We start from the raw sequence: 19,336 nt of genomic DNA on the forward strand, positions 1-19,336 counted from the left end.
TGCAGGTGCAGACGCTTCCTTATCCCATGGACGATGAGACCTTGTCTCTTGCGTGTCGTTCGCTCTCGCCTGCGCCAAGCCTTCCTTACGACTTCTCGCGCCCAATCAACGCCGTACAACGTCGGGACCTTTCTGCCGACTCGTCGTATTCGACGTCTTCGGTCCCGGCGTAATAGAGAGACTGGATGAGCGGATCGCGTCCGCCCGCTCAGTTTTTGCTGTCATCGCTGCCGTCACTGCTGTCGTTGCCATCGTCCTGATTGCCAGGCAGCGCCGCCGCCTCCTGCCCGTTGCCCGGCTCTTTCCCGTGGTCTTCCGGCGCGGTCGCCGGCGGACTGCCGGCCTTGCGCCGCCGCCCACCACCACTCTCCCCCCGCCGCTCGGGCGGCCCCATCCGCAATTCTGCCAGCAGCTGGCGCGCCAGCGCCGCTTCCGCTTCGGCTCGCTCGGCCCGGCGCTGCGCCGCGGCGAGTTCCGCCTGCACGGTGTCCAGGTCGCCCGCCGCCTTGCGCTGCGCCTGCTCGGTGGCCGCGAGCCGCTCGGCCAGCGCCACGGCCTGCGCTTCCAGCTTCGCGCGGCCCTCCGCCTGCGCCACCGCGGCATCGCGCGCCTCGCTGCGTGTCGCCGCCAGTTCGGCGCGCAGGTCGTCGGCCGTGCGCTCGCTCTTCTGACGCGCGGTGCGCTCCTGGTCGAGTTCGCGCAAGCTGCGCCGCTCGCTGGCTTCGGCGCGTTCCTGCGCCAGCGTCACCGCCTCGCGCGCTCGCTCCAGCTCCGCCGAGAATTGGGTACGCAGTTCCGCCAGTTGCCGGCCCGCGGCCTCCAGTTCCGCCCGCCCCGCATCCAGCCGGGCCTGGGTCGCCGCGTGCCCCTGCCGCTCCGCGGCCAGCGTCGCCTGACCCTCCCCGATGGTTTGGCGCGCGGTGTCCAGTTGCGCGACGAGCGCCGCAGCGTCCTCGCGCGCCAGCGCGGTCTCGGCGTGCGCGGCATCGCGCTCGGCCTCAGCAGCGCTGGCGGCGGCGCGCGCCTCCGCGCGCAACGTGGCCAGTTCGGCGGACGCGGCCTCGTTGGCCGACTGCCAGATGGTCTGGACCGCCCCGGCCGCAATGTCCTTCAACGCCTCCGGCAAGTCGGGATGGTCGATGGTGACGCGCGTACGGCCGCGCAGCTCCTGCCAGAACGCCTGCAACACCTCGGCGGGCGTGCCCATGCTGCCCTTGCGCACCAGGCTGTAGAGCTTGTTGGCGGTGGGCGTGACGCCGTAACGGAAGAACAGCAGGCCGCAGACCTCGCGGTAGAGCGCGCGGGTCTCGGGGAAGGCCCCTAACAAAGATACGCCCAAACCGCTATCATAAGCCTTATGGTTATATAGATGGCGGCGCTAATAACTTGCAGAAATAAGCACGGAACTGTCACCTGCCCCAGCTAGGCTGGCCGGCCTTTCAGCGATTGTCGAGATCCTGTATGGCCACCGTCGAGCGTACCGCCTACCCGCGTTTCCCAAAGGTCTTTTCCCTCAAGGAACTGCGGGCCTGCTACACACCAAGCGCGGAAGAACTGGACTGGGCGACGCGGTCCACACGCGGGCAAGAATCGCGACTTGGTCTGCTGGTGCTCCTGAAGGTCTTTCAGCAGCTACACCACTTCCCGAGCCTTGATACGATTCCTGCCAGCGTGCCGGAACTGGTGCGCATCAGCGCCGGCCTGAACCCAGGTACGAAGTTTGGCTACGACCGAAAGGTGTCGCCGACCTTGTTCCGGCACTACACGGCCGTGCGAGAGTTCCTTGGCATCCAGGCCTACCTCGGCACCGATGCCAACGAGGTCACTATCCGTGCTGCGCGCGACGCCGCCGAAACGATGGACCAGCCGGTTGACATCATCAACGCGACGATCGATGCCCTGGTCCTGCGTCAGATCGAACTGCCATCCTTCTCCACGTTAGATGCCATCGTCGAGCAGGTCCACGCTCGCACGCAAACCGCCCTGTTTCGCCGGATCAGACGACGCCTGTCCGAGGACGAGCAGCACCGGCTTGACCGGTTGCTGACCCGAGACCTAGCAAGCCGTCAGACTGCCTATCACAACATCAAGCGCCACGCGCTGCGTCCCTCGCGCAAGCACCTGACTCTGCTGATCGAGCATCTGACCTGGCTGGACACCATTGGAGACTTTTCCAAGACCGTGGCAGGCGTGCCGGCTTCCAAGCTGCGGTCCTTGGCGAGCCAGGCCATGAGCCTGGACGCGGCCAATCTCAAGGAGATCTTGCCGGAGAAGCGCTATGCGCTGATGGTGGCGCTCCTCAATCAAATGCGGGTACGGGTGCGGGACGATCTCGTCGAAATGTTTATCCGGCGCATGAGCGCCATCCACAAGCGGGCACGGGAAGAGTTGGAGCAAATCCAGTCCCGCCGGCGCGCGCAAATGGAGAAGCTCGTCGCGCTGCTCGACGGCGTGGTCGAGATCGTCGCCGAGGGCGAGGACGATGCTCAGATCGGCGTAGAGGTAAGGCGCCTTCTTGCCCCCTCAGGCGATTTGGAGTCTTTACGCGAGAGCTGCGCCGAGGTCCGCGCCTTCAGCGGGAACAACTACTTGCCCCTTTTGTGGCGGCATTTTCGCCCGCACCGCTCGGTAATGTTGCGCCTGGCCGAGGTGCTGAAGTGGCAGTCAACCAGCCAGTCGTGCACCCTGCTGGCCGCACTGGCAGTCGTGTTGAAGAATGCGGCCCTGCACCGCGAATGGTTTGCCGCCGACGTCGATCTGAGCTTCGCCTCGGAGCGCTGGCGCAAGCTCGTACATCGCTCTGACAATCTTGGGCCCGGCATTAATCGGCGCTATCTGGAGCTCTGCGTGCTTTCGCATATGGTCGCCGAACTGCGCTCTGGCGACCTCTGCGTCGACGGCTCAGACGCGTTTGCCGACTACCGGCTGCATCTGTTGCCCTGGCGTGAATGCGAGCGCCGTATCCCTGACTACTGTGCCAAGCTGGAGATGCCGACCAACGCGCAGGATTTCGTTGCACACCTACGTCAGTGGTTGGCCGCGACGGCACAGAACCTGGACGATGGTTTTCCGGATAAGCGTCAGCACGTCACCATTGGCCGCAACGGCGAGCCGGTACTCCGCCGGACCGTCGCCAAGGAAATCCCCGCCAGCGCGCTTGAGCTTCAGCAGACGCTGATCCGCCACATGCCGAACCGCAACCTGCTGGACGTGCTGGCCAACATCGAGCATTGGACCCACTTCACGCGCCACTTCGGCCCACTTTCAGGCAGCGATCCCAAGATCCGCCACGCCGCCGAGCGCTACTTGCTGACGATCTTCGCCATGGGCTGCAATCTCGGACCCACGCAAGCAGCTCGCCACATGGGCGAACGGGTGACGCCGCACATGATGTCGTTCGTAAATCGGCGGCATATGAGTCTCGAACGGCTTGAAACCGCGCAGCGCGAACTGATCGAGTTGTATCTCCAGCTCGACCTGCCCAAGCATTGGGGGGACGGTAAGACCGTGGCGGCTGACGGCACGCAATACGACTTCTACGACAATAACCTGCTCACGGGCTATCACTTCCGCTACCGCAAGAAGGGCGCGGTCGCCTACCGGCATGTTGCAGACAACTACATCGCCGTATTCCGACACTTCATCCCGCCCGGCGTGTGGGAGGCTGTCTACGTCATCGAGGGCTTGCTCAAGGCAGGCTTGAGCGTGGAGGCAGATACGGTGCATGCCGACACCCAGGGCCAGTCAGCTGCCGTTTTTGCCTTTACCTACCTGCTTGGCATCAACCTGATGCCGCGGATTCGTAACTGGCAGGATCTGAAACTTTACCGAGCCGATCCCACCTCCAAGTATCGTCACATTGACCGCCTTTTTTCGGGCGCGGTGGATTGGGATCTGATCGCCCTTCACTGGCAGGATCTGATGCAGGTCGCGTTGTCGATCCAGGCCGGAACCATATCCTCTCCCCTACTGCTGCGTCGCTTGGGATCGGATAGTCGCAAGAATCGCCTCCTGCTGGCCGCCCAGGAACTGGGTAAGGTTGTTCGCACCGTGTTTCTGCTGGAGTGGATCGGTAGCCGCGAACTGCGCCAGGAAATCACGGCGACGACCAACAAGATCGAGTCCTACAATGGCTTTGCCAAGTGGTTTTCGTTCGGCGGCGATGTGCTGCCAGTGAACGATCCCGACGAGCAGCAAAAGCGATTGCGCTACAACGATCTGATCGCCTCCGCAGTGATCCTTCAGAACACCGCCGACATGATGCAGGCGCTTCGTGCCATGGAGAAGGACGGTATCAAGGTCGACGTAGACGACATCGGCTTCCTCAGCCCATATCTCACCAGCAACATCAAGCGCTTTGGCGACTACAAGCTAAACCTTGAGCGGACTCCGGAGGCCTGGATCCACGACAGTCTTTTCGCTGCCCCCGCATTCTCCATTCGGAAGCCACGCCATGCCTAACACCCAGACCCCTTATGGCCCGGTTGACACCGATGCCTTGCATCGCCTGCAGGACAGTTTCGACACCCGCGAGATCCTGCGCATTGTGGACCTCGTCGATACGATACGAACCCGAGTCAGTGAGCCAGCAGGTATTCGCGACGACTTACTCCAGTTACATGGCATGGCCCATTCGGTTCTCAATGGTGCCGGTCTCGTCTCGGGAGCAACGAATCCAGCCTTGGTCGAGCAGGCCGAGACCATTGTGGAGGAACTAGAAGACTTGATACGGGTGCTCCAACGCGCTGTGCACGCGCTGCGCCCACTAGAACTTCTCCGACCTTCCAGCGACGCGTGACAGGCTTGCCGCGCCTCGAGCGCTCGCCTTATATCCAGAATTTGCAGTTAGAAAAATTCATCATAACTGGAAGGCTTATGATAGTGGATTGGGCGTATCTTGGTCGCAGGCCGACTTGGCGGTTCAGATTTTTGAAACACCTTCGACCATCGCGGCCGCAAGCGTCCGGCGCCCTATGCGGCGTGCCGTTCTCCGTCGAGTGGTTCTGTGGGCAAGGTCAGGTGCAATCATGGTAGAGCTAGGCGATGGTAGTTGGGGGCGCGGCACTGTGCAATGGGACACCTGCACGATGACCGCCGGTGTGGAAGGACTGCCGCGGGACAATTTGCCCAAAGTGGTGTTCGTGGAGTGCGCCGATCTATAGGGATCGATGACTTGCGCCGGCACTCTCTGGCTACAGAATGAACGTGGGAGGCTGGTCTGTAGCCGAGCGCAGGCGGTCGCAGACCGCAGACACGCCTGTAGCATGCTTCTCGGCGGAACGAATCACGCGCGGTCGGAATATTTATAAGCTTTTGACCGATAAGCCCTTTCCTGTGCATACACCCCCAGAAGATGCATGGAAAGTACGATGACCCGCTATCCGCTGACTACTAAGATCCTCATTTTTACGGGTCGTTAAGATCATGAAAGTCGTAATTGAACGTTTTAAGAATCTACAGTCCATTAATCTTGATATTGACGGTTTGACCCTCCTCGTTGGCGGGAACAACGCCGGAAAAAGCTCCGTTCTCCAAGCGATTCAATTTGGCACCTCAGTGGCCCAAACATCGTCCATGCAAGGCGGTGCCTGGGCTGATGATCGTCTAGCGACCTCCATTGGCCAAACAGACCTCGTCTATTCACCAATCAAGGATGTCCTGTCACTTGGACCAAATGGTAGACTGAGGGAGCCAGAGAACGAGGCGATTAGTATCACATATTTGAATGAAGAGCATGAAACCAAGGTTTCTGTCCGAAAGGGTAGAAATAAAAATGTTCGGTTTGAATTGGTCGGGCAATTATTGGGCGAACAGTTGCAATCGATAACCCGACCCTACAGCGCCCTCGTCACAGGACTCGCCGGCATTCCGTCCGAAGAGGAATATGAAACGAATCTTGTCGTTAGAAAGGCGGCAGCAAGGGGCGACTCGAATAGTGTATTCAGAAATATTCTTCTGCAGCTTAAATCCGATGGGGCAAAGTGGCAACGCTTCCGGCAGCAGATCACTCGTATTTTTCCCGACTACAATCTGGATGTTACGTTCAGTCCTGATAACGATGAAACAATACGCTGCGTAGTCGAGCGAGATGGGGTTGTTTACCCCATAGATTCCTGCGGAACAGGAGTTCTGCAGGCTATCCAAATTTTCTCCTACATCAATCTTTTCGAGCCAAAAATTCTCCTATTGGATGAGCCTGATAGCCACCTTCACCCCAATAATCAAAAACAATTGGCTGATGAGTTAATCAGTGCGGCGAGAGGTGGTTTAAACATTGTTGTGTCCACGCACAGCCGCCATCTCGTGGAGGCATTGTGGGAAGAATCCCGGCTTGTATGGCTTAAGAACGGATCAGTCCAACCCAATATTCAAGACTATGAGGTAAAGGCGCTACTTGAAATCGGCGCTCTCAATGTTGGCGAGCGTCTTGGGAATCCTCGCTATATATTTCTGACGGAAGATGAGGATCATCAGCTGATCGAGATATTGCTCGAATCTAACGGGTTCGATTTGGAGGAGTGCGATATTGTCTCGTATTTGGGATGTACCAACGTGGGGACAGCTTTTGCACTAATTGCACACTTGAGGAGAACTCATCCAAATGCTAGTTACGTGATCCACCGCGATCGCGACTTCTTAGACGAACAGGCGATTGCCGCTTATGCCGCCAAATTTGCTCCGCTTAACGTGCAAGTTTTCATTCCAGAGGGAAATGACCTGGAATCCTATTTCTCGCGTGCACAACACGTTGCGGAAACGTGCGGGGTAGTACCGGAGATTGCAACTCGCATTCTAGAAGAAGCTTTCGCTGCACGGCGTGATGATTTGGTCAGAAAATATGTGAATACGTGCGTGCAAAATCAAATCAAGAAAGGAGAAAAGCCGGATTCAGGAGCCATCGCAGTTCACTGCTATGGGACGATGACTTATCCCACCTCTCCCCTTGTGCACGGGAAGATTCTAATGAAGGGTCTTCGCGCCGCCTTACAGGCTAATGGAATTCCTGATCGGATTGTTTCTGTCTCTCAGCATCTCGCCACTGAGCCATTAGCCAGGTTTCTCGCGCCGCCCGCCGCTGCCATGCAACCGCTGGGCCCTGCTGTCCAACCGCCGGGCCATGCCGCGCAGCCCTAGCCACGCGGAAAGCTTGGCGGCATGGCCGTCGAGCTTGCTCGGGCTCTGCCGGCCGGATAGACGGGTGCAGGTAGCGCCTGACCGTATTCCTGGAGATGCCCGGGCGTCTGGCGATCTCGCGCAGCGGGATCTGGTCGCGAAGATGCCAGCGTCGAATGATGCTCAGTATGGCCACGTCGGCCACTCCGAACTCCCGCTCGTTCCCGAGCGGGACAGTGTTCTATACGTGGGTCAACATTCGATGCAAAAACCAGCCTTGGGTGGGTCAGGATTCGGTGCAAATCAACATGCAAAGGCGCCGGAAGAAAGCCGCTCGGACACTTCATAATGTCCCGCCGGTACCGGGTCAGTACTTGCGCCGTTGTCTGCCTCCCCGCCAAAGGCACCAATCAGTCCGTCAACCTGGCCGTTCTCTTTCAGCCCCCAGGCCTCCAATTGCCAGACCGTTGGGGAATCTGTCTCCCGGACACTGTTGTAAACAAAGAACCATTCGCTTGCCGGAATAATCTGCGTGTACATCGTGATGCATCCTGGATGCCAGTTGTAGTCGAAACCATTCTGTCGGCTTGCCACGCTGAAATCTTGAGGGACTGGGAAAGCCACACGTCGTCTTTCCTTCCCCGGCGTTTGCGCGTTCCATCAACTGCGCAGGTTTCCCTCAGCCCACCGAAAATTCGCCGGCGAACGGTTCCGGATAGTTCGCGTCCGGGCGCAATGCCGCGAACTCCGGCAACTCCGCAAACCGCGTGACTTGCACGTCGACCTTACGACGCCATGCCCCCAGCGAGATCCCTGCGCGAGCCATCACCACTGCATGGGCGGGGTGCCCCACCCGGCTTCGAACTGAGCCGCAGCCTGTCGGATGAGCGACATAAAGCGGGCTGCGGCCCGCTTGATCATAGCTGGGTGGCTTGGGTGGACGCCATCACGGGTGGTGGGATGCGCAAGTACTTGTCGCGCGGGATGTTGGTCAGCAGATGCAACGCCGCCTCTTGGGTGACGCCCAGTGCCAACGATGCGCAGTCACGCAATTCAAGAAGAACCGATGTTGACTCGGTTTCGGTTAGAAAGATGTCGTACGCAGTTCGGCTCAAGAGGCTGAATGGCACGCCTTCTTCCCCGGAGCAGGCGAAGTTGTAGCCGACGATGATGGGGATAAAATCTCGCCGGACCGACAGCAAGTCATACAGCTGCTCGTCCGCGATGTACTCCTTGTCCAGCAGCAGGTAGGACCTCAGGCCTGCATCGGCCAGCCTCTGTGCCCGTTCGATGAGACGCGGTACCCAATCATGCCGCTTCTTGTCGAAGGGGTCTATCCCGAGTGCGAAGTGTCTCATCCCGTTGAACGCCCTTTTCGAGAAGTTAGACGAGCGGCCGATGTACCACCCGTCCGGCTCGGGCTCTGGGGCCAAGTTCACGCCAGTGATGACGGCGCTCGGTATCGTCCTCAGCAGATGCTCGAGCAGGTCCCTGCGGCTCATGACAAATCCACCATCACGACATACGTCGGATTGGTCGGCCCAATCACCGCTGTCGTCTTCGGCGCCAGCCTTCGGTGCCGTAACGAGCTCCAGCACCCGCGCACCTCTCGCGGCATTTGCAGAGACCTGCAGCAAAGCGGCCCGTGCCTGGTTGTAATCGGAAAACCCGTACGACCTCGCCGCGGCTTCCAGTGCCTGCGCATAAGTCAGTTGCAAACTAAAGGCTTTGCCGAGATAGGTCTGCAGGCTTTTGGCTTGGGCGCCGAGAATCTTGAGGTGCGACTCGCCATTCGTGGCAGTACGCTTCAGGTTGGCCGGGACGGCCGAAAAGAATGCGCCGACGTTAAAGTCAGCGGGAAATGCGCTCTCGGAAGACATCTGTGCCCTCTATCGAGACTCGTCACCTAAGGAGGCTATAAGCTGCTCACGTTGCCTGCCGAGTCCCGAAAAAGGGATTCAACATGTTCAGAACATCAACCAGGAGGTTGCCGGACTTTACCTTATCGCTTTCGCGATGCGAGCTGGCAGGCGCCGGAGCCTGCCAGATGTATACCATGGATAGCCGGCGGCTAGCAAGTTAGGCTGCCGTCCCGCTTTCGGGTGAAGGCAAGCCGCCTGGGGGACAACTTCTTTCGCTATCGAGACGCAGCAATGGCTTGGAATCAAAGTTTTGTGAGCGTGCTGCCTGGCAAGCCTTCGACGCTGCTCACTGCCACGCGGAACGCATCGCGATTAATGGGAACTTTACGTTCGCTATCCCGTTGGGCGCCTGTGCTGGAACGGCCTTACCCAACAGTCCATGCCGGCTCTGCTATTGCGGTCTGTCGAGCATGGGCGCGCGGACAGCCCGCCTATGAGGCCCGCATGCATCTCGGACGGTTGTTTCGTACGATCTTCCTGATCGACTATTTCACGAATACCGCATTTCGCCAGGAGATGCAGCACGGGCTGAACCGCGCTGAAGCGGAGCACATTCTCCAGCGGGCGATCCATTCCGGCAGCGGCATAAATCCGCGGCTGGCTAGAGCTTGGCGTCGGTCCGTCCGTCGGCAGGCATTAAGCTTCTTGGAGGCTTACCATCCCCTCCCCCGCCGCCATCCCGTGTCGCGATTGGTACATCAGCGGATACGGGGAATAGCCCAGTCAGCAAATTATTGATTTTACGGGAATTTCTTGTGAGCGCCGCCCGGAAACCCGCATGAATGCTTTCGAGCTATCGGGGTTGCATCGAAATCAAAGGGGTACCTTAGACGGCCCATTTCCACGTCGATGTGTACGTCATGATTCCCATGTCCGTCCAATACTCTGGAACCCACATTTCTACGCCATTCGAATATTTCGACTCGTCAGCCAACATGTTGTATACATCCACGGTAATGCGACTTGGTTTGCCGGCAAGATTTGTGAGTTTCGCGGCGTAGTTCGCGGCCCGCCCAATCCAAACGAGGTCATTGTCTCCACGCACGCCGATTCTCGCGGTTCTCAGCTGACTTGTGTCTATGCCTACTACGTGCTTTAAGACAAAATCGGTTTTCCACTTCTTCGCAATTGCCGGCTGGATGATGTCCAAGACGGCGGAATTAATTTTAAGTGCGCATCGTGCTGCGGACGTATTCTTCGAGTCACCGGTGAAGACGGCCATGACGCGGTCTCCGTCATAGGCAGTAATCACCCCTCCTTCATTTCTAATAATGTCAGAAGCACACTTCAAAAATGTCTTGTAAATCTGTGCGCTGAACTCCCATTTCATGATATTAACCATGTCGGTAGACCCGTCTAGGTCCGCATAAAGGACCGTTGCCGCGTTAAGGTCTTTTGCGTGGTTGGAATTAAGACGTAAATCGACAGGATCCGGAACGCCAGTAGTTTCTTGAACTTCCCATTCAGTGGTGAACGTTTCGATAACCCATTTCTTCAGATCATCGGCTAAAGCCATGGATATATCCTAGTTGTTTGCACCTAGCATTGGCCTCGCTTTGATTCGAAATCGACCTTCAGGGTCATTTAAGAGATCGCCCCGAGGCTCATGATGTGTTTGCGGAGCGCATTCGCAGCTGGGCCAAACTTCGCTTCGGCATCGCTCTTCTCATCGTAGACGTAGGGGATCGTCGTTACGCCGGCCATGTCGCTCGGCAGCTTGACCCCCTCACCGCGCGGCTCCATTAGAATTGCTCGCTTACGGCCGAGGCGTCCCATAAATAGACCTAGCTCAAAGACTACGTTATCGCGCGGGGCAGGCCATTCAGTACCGCGGGTATTGGTGACATCGTCGCCATGTGCGATCGCAACCGCAAAATCGCACTGATCTAACTCACGTTCGATATCGTCGAGTGTATAGTTCGCGACCTTGAACACGCCCTGATTCCAAGGCACGGTCAGGAACTTGTCGTGGGCGAACATCGATTGCAACAGGTGTGCGACGCCAACCGCTTCAGCGCTCGAAATCACAAAGACGCGGATCTTGTCGCGCTTGACATTCACAAACTGGTTGCGCTCCATCAGGCGTTTCGAGAGTTCTTTCGCCATTCGGCGCCAGATGTCCGGATAGCGGCCACCGAGCTCGCTCAGCTGCAGTTCCGTGATTTTCGCAACTAGGGAATCTTCAGCCGCCTTAACCGTCGCAGACCTTTTCTGAAACGGCTCAACGGCTGCCATCTCCCCGACCGAATCGCCAGGGAAGCGCCGGCGGATCGGCGTGGCGTTGACAACGATATCGAACGCGCCGGTAATAACGAAGTACAGGTCGTTGTCGGTGGCGCCCTGCTGAATGATGACGTCGCCAATTGGGACTGAAAGTAGTTCGGCCATGTCGGCTAGCTCGGCTGCCAAATCCTTGTCACCGCCGACCAGCTTTTGGCCCATGAACGCTTCAATGCGCAGGCGTTTGCCCGCTTCCCCCGAAAATCTCTCGATCATTCTTGTTCGCCTTTTTGCCGCTTTTTGGAAATAAGAACCAGCGATGATTATATTGGACAATCACCAATCTTCTCACCCGTCGGGCCCAACAGTCGTACGCTTGTGCGCGCGCGATGCGCGGCTTAGGATGCGCGCCGCGCGCGGGCGCTTCGCGAACGCGTTACTCGTTGACTTCGCCTTCGCGCTCTTGCCTCAGTTGTTCCACGAAATCGTCAACGCGGCGTAAACTAAACTCCGCGACACGCTCCTGGATATGCCGGAGAGCATCCTTGAGCTCTTGGCCATTTAAGCCGGCAACAATCCAAAATGCGACTATCCCTTCTGGCGTCGCACCTCCTGTCCCCGCCTCACCATGTACAAGCGGTAAGCCATGGCAATGAGTCCATTGGCGGTTCCACGTCTTCCATGCGAGCCGATCAGGATCATTGTGTGGAAGCCCGGAAAGATCGTTCTTCGGAAAAAAACCAACGGCCACATTCCGTACAGGAGCGGCCACATCGTCGAGCGGGCGGTCCCAGAGGATCACCGCATCCTCGCGCGCGATCTTTCCATCGACCAGATGGTGTGCCAGTCGATTAAGCGACAAGGTCGGGCAGGCGTCTGAGTTCTTGGTGTTGTCCATGGCGTATCTGAGAGAGATTCGGTTGACTATTCTGCCAGAGACAGAATTTTGATTGTGGCGGAATAAGGTGATGCCGACTTTATAAACGGTTGCGGGGCGCAACGCGCGGTGATCTCCCGTGGGTTGCATAGACTGCTCGCAACCTTGAAACAGTCATCGCTGGGGACATCTCAGCCACGGTCACATTCTTCATATAGGAGCCTACCCATAACCGACAGACTCACCTTCCCAAAGAGCAGGAAGTACATGTCGCGATCGGTGGCGTTCTCATGAATGAGCTTTCACCGGGCAGCGAACTCCACTCTTGGCCCGAGTCGGTTAGTGCCGTCGCCACTTCATGGTCGCCCGGCACTGTGGCTTACGCCAGCAGGAACTCAGTTAGGATGGTCTTGTTTTGGAAACGGTCAACCAGCGTCATGTTCTCGCAACTACGTCACTTAGAATAAAAATCGCAGGCGCCCGCACTCCTCACGGACGGACGCTGCCTCAATGCCTTGCAAGCGCCCGCGCACAGGTTGGACCCCCGGCCGGAATCCGTGCGCTGACCCCCGAAGCTCCCCGTCCCGGCCTAGCTTGACAATCACCAGAACTAGGAAGGTTGACTTCTGCTCCTCGTCTTCGACTAAGGTCTGCATCTGGCGGAAGTCCACATCACTGGGAGTTGCCGGGTATGTTGGATGTGAGTGCCACTCGCCCAGATAGTTGAAGCGTTCCGGCATGTGGCCCGTCCGCTCATGGAACCGCCGGATAAACTCCCGGTGCTGGACTGGGTCGCGCTTGAAGTGCGTGTGCGTGCCGTTTCGTTGCACCGACAAGTCCACCACGAGAAACCGCCCGTCATCAATCTGTTCCGCGGCCAAGACGCCGCCTATCTCGTTCTCGCCGGCGGTCTGCAACTCCCGCTTAAGCTTATGCAAACAGCGAGCGCTGAGGACGACGTCGATCACGCGCTGGCCTCGTCGGTTCGGGTGCCTCCGTCCGCCTCGTTGTCCTCTGCGATGTTCGTGGTCTTGACCCCGGAAACGTCGACCGGGCGGGTGTCAAAGGGCTGCTCGAAGAGCCACTCCTTCCGCAGACCGATGACGTACACCGAGTGCGGGTAGTCGGAGATTTGCTGGCCCCGCAGCGCGTCGGCGGCCAAGCCGGTAAGGTGCGAGGATATTACAGACACATCTGCATCGTCCGCAATCATGGGAGCCTGGTCGTCGGGGTCAGCCGCGTAGTTGAGGCCGACGTCGGCAGGCGGCTCGGGGAATCCGGGCGTCTGGAACCAGTGATAGATGGCATTGCGGATGTCCAGCGGAGAGGCCTCGATGCCGGGCCGGCTCCTGGCGATGTAGCCGCCAAACCCACCGCCAAATACACGCCCCCATACCATTGGGACGCCTTCGCTTTCCGACACCGAACTGGCGTAAACGAAGCCCTGACCGCTTCCTGTGGTCTCGACGATCAGGTCACAGGTCTTCAGGCTGGCCAGGCATGCATTCAATGCGTCCACGCTGGTCTGCCCTCCGAGCTGGTTAACCCACCTGTCGACCTTGACCTGTTCACTGATGCGCTTTAGGTGCGCCGTCAGACCGTCGACCTTGTGTGCGCCGACTTCCCCCCAGTCCAAGTCGTTCCGCACCAGGTTGCCGACCTTGAGGACATCCGCGTCGACCAAGAAGAAGCTGCGGACGCCCGAGCGGGCGAGCGAGGTGGCCACTTTGCTGCCCATCGACCCGCAACCGAGGATGGCAACACGCTTGGTTGCCAGGATAGCGTTGCGCGTCGGAGCACGCTGCTGCTTGTCCATGAGAATCTTGATGATGTCTTGGGTGTGGTTGTCCTTGCCGAGGAACTTCGCGATTACGCGCCCTTCCAGCAAGCCCACCACGAAGCCGTAGTCGTCGAACGGGATGGACGAGAACGCCGCCCATCGCTCAGCGCAGGTCATGTCTGGCGAGGTCAGTGCCTGATGGCGAATGTCGCCGGGCTCGACGATGGCGATTCGGCCGACGCCGTTCAGGCGTTGGCCCACCGAGCTGGGGATTGTCGGGTCGGTCCACCGGTCATACTGGGGCGATCCAGAGATTCCAACAGCCAAACTGACACACGAGTCCTCGAAGAAGCTCATGCGCAGGTCCAGAACCCAAACGTCAGGCTCTCGGCGCAGCACTTCTGCCAAGAGCTCATCACTGAGAACCAGCCGCGCGTACTCCCAGCGGAGGAGCTGTCCCTCGGTGAAATGATGCTCAGAAGGCACTTCCTTCGGACAACCCTTAGCGTCGACAGTGCTTTCGGTGTCAAGGAGGTGTCGCGCGCTGCGCAGCACTGCCGCGCCGTCCAGGGACTTGATCCAGTTGTCGGCGCGGATTTGCAGGCACAGCTCCGACATGCCCCACTGGTGCGTCGACCATCGCTGACCCGGCTCGCGCGGGACCAGCCGCGGCGGCGCAAACGGGTAAATGAAGGGGTACTCGAGGCGGGCTTGCCGAAGCTGCTTGCCGCCTTCGAAGTCGATGTTCACTTGCGCCGTGCCCGCCTGCTTATCGACCAACCACTGGACGGCATGCACCCATCCCTCCTGCAGGAGGGATTCAAGGGCCTGCCGCTCGTGAGCCAGACGGCGCGGACGCCGCTCAAACCACGGCATCATGAGAAGCCGGCCAATGTACGCGAGGGCTCAGCCGCAGCACCGAACGCGAAGCCGGATGCTGCGGCCGTTGCAGGCTTGAGCAACGAGCCGGAGTTGTTGGTTGACTTCTTGCTGTCGTCCTTGGGGTTCAGCGCATCCTCGGCAGCGGCGTAGTCGAAGTCGGAGCGCTTGCGGCTGCTGCCAAACAGGTTTCGAAGCTGCTGTGGCGCATGCTGGTCCAACTTCGGACCGATGGAGGTCTGTCGGCCGTTGCAGTTCTGCTGCTCTGCCTCGGATGCGAGCACCGAACGGCTGATACAGCAGCGGATCATCTCGCTCTTCATGCCTAGCCTCGTCACCGCGATGAACCCGTGCTCCAGACCAATAGCGAGGCCAAGGTCGCCGACGTCGATGCCTTCAGCTTTCAGCTCCCGCAAGGCGACCGCAAAGCTGCTACGCATGGCCGCAGCACACAGCATGGCGTTCTTCGCAGTTTCTGCGTCGTCCGTGGTCGCGGCGGTGCCCTCGATCAGAATGCCGTGAATGCAGTCGCCGATGAAGCGAACCTTCTTGCCGGCGAAATCCTCGTACAGAACACCGTCCAGCTCGCTGCGCAGGACGTGGAGCGTCTTGACCACGTCGATGGCGTCTTCGTCATCTTCGATGCGCTCAGCGACGTACCGGGTGAAGTTGTCGATGTCGGCATAGATCGAGGTGCCCTCCTGCCGACGCGAGTTGCGCGGGGTCAGTGTTTCCAGGTCGAGGTCGCGGTACGGGGGCGTGTGACGCGTGAACTCGAATTTGCCGATGGGGTTGTTCTGGAGGTCCGTTTCCCAATCCTTGACGACCTTGTCCACCGTCAGGTCGAGAGCCGCCTTCTCTTGGGACTTGGAGACCTGCTCGTCGGTCAACGCGGTGTTGGAGTCGTTCAGCACTTTGTCCCAGCCGACCGCGCTGCGGGCGTTGTTGGTGATGAAAATGCCCTCCACCTCCGTGTCAAAGCCGGCCCGCTTCGCGGCCTGGTTGGCAGGATTGCCGAGGAACAACGGCTCCCGGCTGGAGCGGCGGCCGTTGTTGACGGCGAGAGCCTTGCCGGTGTCGATTCCGACGCGGGTCTTGGCTGCGGGCAGCGGGTCCTCTTCGTTCTCGCCGATCTTAACCAGGACGTCGCGGACGAGTTGAGCGGTCGCCACCGCCTTGTGAATGCGAGCCGCCTCGTCGTCGTAGGGCTTCGCGAAGACGGCGTGCAGACGCTGGTTGTGGAAGTCGACCTGGATAGCGTCGACGCTCAGCAGGATGTTGCGGACCGCGCGGTAGTGGTTGTTGAGGAACCGCAATGCTCGCTTGTGTGCGCGTTCACCGTCGGCGGTGGTCGTTTCCAGCAACTCTTTGATGTTGATGATGTCGATGTACAAATGGACACCGTCCACCCGGTAGGCGACGCCGGTCCCGATGCCGGTAAGGTCCGTGTCCCGGACGTAGTCCTTGATGACGACGTTGGTGACTTCCTTCAGGCGTGACGCGATGCGCGACTTCGCCGTGTCTTCATTCCAAGTCCGTTTGGCCATAGGTTCCCTTGCCGCCCGCTGGCGGTCCATGCTCTTGTCTCGCGGTCACCAATCGGCCCAATTCCTCCTTTCGCGCGCCGCACCTGAACCATCTACTTGGGTGCGGTAATCGGAAGTTCAAGATATGTCTGTCGGTTGCCCCTCCATTGAGGGGGGCGGTTGTCTTGGACCTCGCTGCGCTCCGCCGCCAGTTCCGCTCGCAACTCGTCGGCGGCCCCCCTCGCTCTTCTGGACGTCATCGTACTTTGCGAAATCTGGCGCTAGCCGCCCTGAGTTTGGCTAAGGTTTTTCAGCCAAGAAGGATTCATTCCGCCAGTAGCTTTCCAACTACTTGATTCAGATCAGTTTCAGAGTCAGACCCCCCTTCTTGGACTACCCGACCCGGCAAAAACTCCACAGACTGCCCCGCATTGACCGCCCGCCGCAGCCAGTCGGGCATGTCGCCCTGCCCGTCCCAACTCTGCCCCGCGGCGTTGCGGTAGCAGACCACTGGCGGTGGCACGGGGGCGGGTGGCGGCGGATCGAAGCACCCGGCCGCTGCCAGCTCCTCCATGGTCAGCCCGTAGTCAGCCATCTCCGCCTGGATCCAGCGGATCGCCGCCGCCCGCTCAGTTTTTGCTGTCATTGCTGTCGTCAGGCGTAGGCCTTCGAGCTGGTTCTGCAGGTCGAGCGTGGTGCGGCTGTTCTGCTCAATGCGCTGGGTAGCCGTCGCCTGGAAGCTGTTGAACTGGTCGCGCAGGGTGATGACCGTTCTGCGCGCCTGCTCATCGTCGAACACTCCGGCGTGTGCCGGCGTGGGGGGCAGCATGCCGCCGCTCGCCATGGCGGCTAGCCACAACAGGGTAAAAACGCGTACTTTCATAAATGGGTCGTCGTGGGTTGTGTCGGTTAGCCCCTGGTCACATCGCCGTTGGACAGCGGGCCGAATGCATCGGTGGGTCTATCCCACCCGGAAAAACTCGACGCTCTGCCCCGCATTGACGGCCCGCTTGAGCCACGACGGCATCTCGCCCTGCCCGTCCCAGGTCAGCCCTTCCGCATTGCGGTAGCAGACCACCGGCGCCGGTGGTGCTGGCGGTGGAGGCGGCGGCGGCGGCGCGAAGCACCCCGCCGCGTCGAGCTCTTCGAGGGTGAGCCCGTAGTCGTCCATCTGCGTCTGGATCCAGCGGATCGCGTCCGCCCGCTCAGTTTTTGCTGTCATCGCTGCCGTCACTGCTGTCGTTGCCTTCGTCCTGATTGCCAGGCAGCGCCGCCGCCCCCGGCTCGTTGCCCGGCTCTTCCCCTTGGGCTTCCTGCGCAGTGGCCGCCGAACTTCCGGCCCGCCGAGTTTGCTAGACAGAAGGGGGGCGGACCGGCCGCGCCCGCCAACCTGTCGTTCAGTACAAGAGATCGATGAGGAAACGCTCGGGCTTCTTGCCAATCCACGCGGGGGCCCGACCGCGCCCTGACCAGGTCTGGCCCGTCTTGGGATTGCGGTACCTCGGGCGCGGCGCGGCCTTCGTCTTGGTCGGAACAGCGCGGGCAGCGGGCTCAACACTGGGCTTACCCGCAATGTCCTCTATGCTGAGGTCGTACTCCTGCATCCACTGCTGAATTTCCTCCACGTCCTTTGGCACTTCCGTGGCTCGCAACTGCTCAAGTTGCGCATTGACAGATGCCAGTTGAGCGAGCAGTGAGGATTGGGACGGGCTTTGGGTTGCAGTAGGCGCTTTTTGCTCCTGTCGCGGCTTCCGGGTTCGCGTCTTCTGAGTCGGCGCTTCCGGGGCAGCCTCCACTCCAGGCAGTGTTATCTGCTTCGGCCCGCGCTTCCGGGTTGGGGTCTCTTGAGTCGTGACTTCCGGAGCGGCAACTTCAGCTAGGATTTTCGGCTTCCGACCGCGCTTCGGGGCCCGCGTCGCTTCCGGCGCAGCTTCCGCAGCGGCAGTTTCGGTGAGCGCTTTCGGCTTCCGACCGCGCTTCGGGGCCCGCGTCTCTTCCGGCTCAGCTTCCGCAGCGGCAGTTTCGGTGAGCGCTTTCGGCTTCCGACCGCGCTTCGGGGCCCGCGTCTCTTCCGGCGCAGCTTCCGGAGCGGCAGTTTCGGTGAGCGCTTTCGGCTTCCGACCGCGCTGCGGCGCCCGCGTCTCTTCCGGCGCAGCTTCCGGAGCGGTAGTTTCGGTGAGCGCTTTCGGCTTCCGACCGCGCTTCGGAGCCCGCGTCTCTTCCGGCGCAGCTTCCGGGGCGGCAGTTTCGGTGAGCGCTTTCGGCTGCCGACCGCGCTTCGGGGCCCGCGTCTCTTCCGGCGCAGCTTCCGGGGCGGCAGTTTCGGTGAGCGCCTTCGGCTGCCGACCGCGCTTCGGGGCCCGCGTCGCTTCCGGCGCAGCTTCCGGGGCGGCAGTTTCGGTGAGCGCTTTCGGCTTCCGTCCGCGCTTCGGGGCCTGCATCGCTTCAGGCGCAGCTTCCGGAGCTGGGGCGTAAAGTGGTGCGACCGGGGCGGCCGTTTCGGCCAGTTCGTCCTGGGCGGCAGCTTCCATCGGTTCGTCCGTGGCCAGGACTTCAACCGGAGCTTCGGCCACAGCTTCCGGGGTCGCTTCCGAGGGCATGGCTGCAATGGGCGCTTCCGGCGCGTCCGATTCCCTCAACGCTTCCGAGGCGGCGGCTTCCCTCGATGCTTCCGAGGCCACGTCTTCCGTTGAAGCGTCCGGGGCTGTGTAAGGCCGCCGGCGCCGATATGACACGGTCGCCGTCGGGCTGCTATCCCGGCTTGTCGACCAGAAGTCCATGCGTCGGGCCTGCGTGTCAGCGCTGCCACGACCGACGCCTGCATCACTGGCTTCACCCAAGACGGGATCCGCGTCGCGCATCGCCTCAGCGATGGGAAGCTCCATCTGACCAGGTCCGTCCGTCGCATGGCTCGCGACAACGGGTTCAACCACTTGCTTCGGGGTCAATTCGTTCTCCTTCATTGAAGACACTGCAGGTGCAGACGCTTCCTTATTGGAGACCGCGCCAAACCGGGGGC

At 60.2% G+C, this 19,336-nt stretch carries 15 protein-coding genes and 4 pseudogenes; 4 read left to right on the top strand and 15 right to left on the bottom strand.

What is annotated here, in order from left to right; genetic code table 11:
• Positions 1 to 208: 208 nt before the first annotated feature.
• Positions 209 to 1,339: a DNA-binding protein gene (locus CTP10_RS34750; RefSeq protein ID WP_116322791.1), complete on the bottom strand. Its 1,131-nt coding sequence runs from the start codon at positions 1,337 to 1,339 to the stop codon at positions 209 to 211.
• Between the two features lie 122 nt (positions 1,340 to 1,461).
• On the opposite strand from CTP10_RS34750, the gene CTP10_RS34755 reads away from it, so the two are divergent.
• The 3 genes from CTP10_RS34755 (at position 1,462) to CTP10_RS34765 (ending at position 7,134) form a co-directional block, all read left to right on the top strand.
• Positions 1,462 to 4,461: a Tn3 family transposase gene (locus tag CTP10_RS34755; RefSeq protein ID WP_116322790.1), complete on the top strand. Its 3,000-nt coding sequence runs from the start codon at positions 1,462 to 1,464 to the stop codon at positions 4,459 to 4,461.
• Positions 4,454 to 4,798, top strand: a complete 345-nt coding sequence (tnpC, locus tag CTP10_RS34760) for a Tn3 family transposase post-transcriptional regulator TnpC (protein WP_116322789.1) — start codon at positions 4,454 to 4,456, stop codon at positions 4,796 to 4,798. The genes CTP10_RS34755 and tnpC overlap by 8 nt, the downstream gene beginning before the upstream one ends.
• 626 nt (positions 4,799 to 5,424) lie before the next feature.
• Positions 5,425 to 7,134 (top strand): ATP-dependent nuclease, encoded by a 1,710-nt coding sequence (locus tag CTP10_RS34765; RefSeq protein ID WP_116322788.1) that lies wholly within the window; start codon positions 5,425 to 5,427, stop codon positions 7,132 to 7,134.
• Here the strand turns inward: CTP10_RS34765 and CTP10_RS34770 are convergent.
• From CTP10_RS34770 to CTP10_RS34785, 4 genes and pseudogenes are all read right to left on the bottom strand, one after another.
• Positions 7,132 to 7,318, bottom strand: a pseudogene (locus CTP10_RS34770) (IS21 family transposase); the annotation flags it as partial. The gene CTP10_RS34765 and the pseudogene CTP10_RS34770 overlap by 3 nt on opposite strands.
• Positions 7,319 to 7,416: 98 nt before the next feature.
• Complete coding sequence (locus CTP10_RS34775; RefSeq protein WP_147316293.1) at positions 7,417 to 7,737, bottom strand: hypothetical protein; 321 nt, start codon at positions 7,735 to 7,737, stop codon at positions 7,417 to 7,419.
• A 55-nt stretch (positions 7,738 to 7,792) separates the two neighbouring features.
• Positions 7,793 to 7,939, bottom strand: coding sequence for a hypothetical protein (locus CTP10_RS34780; protein WP_199414701.1), 147 nt, complete (start codon positions 7,937 to 7,939; stop codon positions 7,793 to 7,795).
• 91 nt (positions 7,940 to 8,030) lie between these two features.
• Positions 8,031 to 8,993 carry a glyoxalase superfamily protein gene (locus CTP10_RS34785; RefSeq protein ID WP_116322787.1) on the bottom strand — a complete coding sequence of 321 codons (963 nt, stop codon included), beginning with the start codon at positions 8,991 to 8,993 and terminating at the stop codon, positions 8,031 to 8,033.
• 423 nt (positions 8,994 to 9,416) lie between these two features.
• Between CTP10_RS34785 and CTP10_RS34790 the strand changes: the two are divergent.
• Positions 9,417 to 9,614: pseudogene (locus tag CTP10_RS34790) on the top strand (Tn3 family transposase); the annotation flags it as partial.
• Between the two features lie 247 nt (positions 9,615 to 9,861).
• On the opposite strand, the gene pycC reads toward CTP10_RS34790, so the two are convergent.
• The 10 genes and pseudogenes from pycC to CTP10_RS34840 all read right to left on the bottom strand — a co-directional run bounded on the left by pycC (position 9,862) and on the right by CTP10_RS34840 (position 19,280).
• Positions 9,862 to 10,551, bottom strand: a complete 690-nt coding sequence (gene pycC, locus CTP10_RS34795) for a Pycsar phage resistance system uridylate cyclase PycC (RefSeq protein ID WP_116322786.1) — start codon at positions 10,549 to 10,551, stop codon at positions 9,862 to 9,864.
• 68 nt (positions 10,552 to 10,619) lie between these two features.
• On the bottom strand, positions 10,620 to 11,531 hold the full coding sequence (gene pycTIR / locus CTP10_RS34800) for a Pycsar phage resistance system effector protein PycTIR (RefSeq protein ID WP_116322785.1): 912 nt from the start codon (positions 11,529 to 11,531) through the stop codon (positions 10,620 to 10,622).
• Positions 11,532 to 11,691: 160 nt separating this feature from the next.
• On the bottom strand, positions 11,692 to 12,153 hold the full coding sequence (locus tag CTP10_RS34805) for a hypothetical protein (RefSeq protein WP_147316292.1): 462 nt from the start codon (positions 12,151 to 12,153) through the stop codon (positions 11,692 to 11,694).
• A gap of 437 nt (positions 12,154 to 12,590) precedes the next feature.
• Positions 12,591 to 13,100 (bottom strand): Mov34/MPN/PAD-1 family protein, encoded by a 510-nt coding sequence (locus CTP10_RS34810; protein WP_116322784.1) that lies wholly within the window; start codon positions 13,098 to 13,100, stop codon positions 12,591 to 12,593.
• Entirely contained in the window at positions 13,097 to 14,710 is a 1,614-nt protein-coding gene (locus CTP10_RS34815; protein WP_158577735.1) for a ThiF family adenylyltransferase, read from the bottom strand. The genes CTP10_RS34810 and CTP10_RS34815 overlap by 4 nt, the downstream gene beginning before the upstream one ends.
• A gap of 77 nt (positions 14,711 to 14,787) precedes the next feature.
• A complete protein-coding gene (locus CTP10_RS34820) occupies positions 14,788 to 16,368 on the bottom strand; it encodes an adenylate/guanylate cyclase domain-containing protein (RefSeq protein WP_233528365.1) in 1,581 nt (526 codons plus the stop codon).
• Positions 16,369 to 16,726: 358 nt separating this feature from the next.
• Positions 16,727 to 16,963: pseudogene (locus CTP10_RS34825) on the bottom strand (H-NS histone family protein); the annotation flags it as partial.
• Positions 16,964 to 17,200, bottom strand: a pseudogene (locus CTP10_RS34830) (tol-pal system protein YbgF); the annotation flags it as partial.
• A gap of 78 nt (positions 17,201 to 17,278) precedes the next feature.
• The gene (locus CTP10_RS34835) at positions 17,279 to 17,539 is read right to left on the bottom strand and encodes an H-NS histone family protein (RefSeq protein ID WP_116322781.1); all 261 of its coding nucleotides are present in this window, start codon (positions 17,537 to 17,539) and stop codon (positions 17,279 to 17,281) included.
• A 175-nt stretch (positions 17,540 to 17,714) separates the two neighbouring features.
• A complete protein-coding gene (locus CTP10_RS34840; RefSeq protein WP_233528364.1) occupies positions 17,715 to 19,280 on the bottom strand; it encodes an H-NS histone family protein in 1,566 nt (521 codons plus the stop codon).
• Positions 19,281 to 19,336 lie beyond the last annotated feature (56 nt).

The organism is Cupriavidus sp. P-10 (genome assembly GCF_003402535.2).
Taxonomy (GTDB): Bacteria; Pseudomonadota; Gammaproteobacteria; order Burkholderiales; family Burkholderiaceae; genus Cupriavidus.

Coding starts and splice junctions, on each gene's coding strand:
- CTP10_RS34765 (WP_116322788.1), top strand. CDS start 5,425: ATGAAAGTCGTAATTGAACGTTTTAAGAATCTACAGTCCATTAATCTT.
- CTP10_RS34840 (WP_233528364.1), bottom strand. CDS start 19,280: ATGAAGGAGAACGAATTGACCCCGAAGCAAGTGGTTGAACCCGTTGTC.
- CTP10_RS34805 (WP_147316292.1), bottom strand. CDS start 12,153: ATGGACAACACCAAGAACTCAGACGCCTGCCCGACCTTGTCGCTTAAT.
- CTP10_RS34755 (WP_116322790.1), top strand. CDS start 1,462: ATGGCCACCGTCGAGCGTACCGCCTACCCGCGTTTCCCAAAGGTCTTT.
- CTP10_RS34820 (WP_233528365.1), bottom strand. CDS start 16,368: ATGGACCGCCAGCGGGCGGCAAGGGAACCTATGGCCAAACGGACTTGG.
- pycC (WP_116322786.1), bottom strand. CDS start 10,551: ATGGCTTTAGCCGATGATCTGAAGAAATGGGTTATCGAAACGTTCACC.
- CTP10_RS34780 (WP_199414701.1), bottom strand. CDS start 7,939: ATGGCTCGCGCAGGGATCTCGCTGGGGGCATGGCGTCGTAAGGTCGAC.
- tnpC (WP_116322789.1), top strand. CDS start 4,454: ATGCCTAACACCCAGACCCCTTATGGCCCGGTTGACACCGATGCCTTG.
- CTP10_RS34835 (WP_116322781.1), bottom strand. CDS start 17,539: ATGACAGCAAAAACTGAGCGGGCGGACGCGATCCGCTGGATCCAGACG.
- CTP10_RS34785 (WP_116322787.1), bottom strand. CDS start 8,993: ATGTCTTCCGAGAGCGCATTTCCCGCTGACTTTAACGTCGGCGCATTC.
- pycTIR (WP_116322785.1), bottom strand. CDS start 11,531: ATGATCGAGAGATTTTCGGGGGAAGCGGGCAAACGCCTGCGCATTGAA.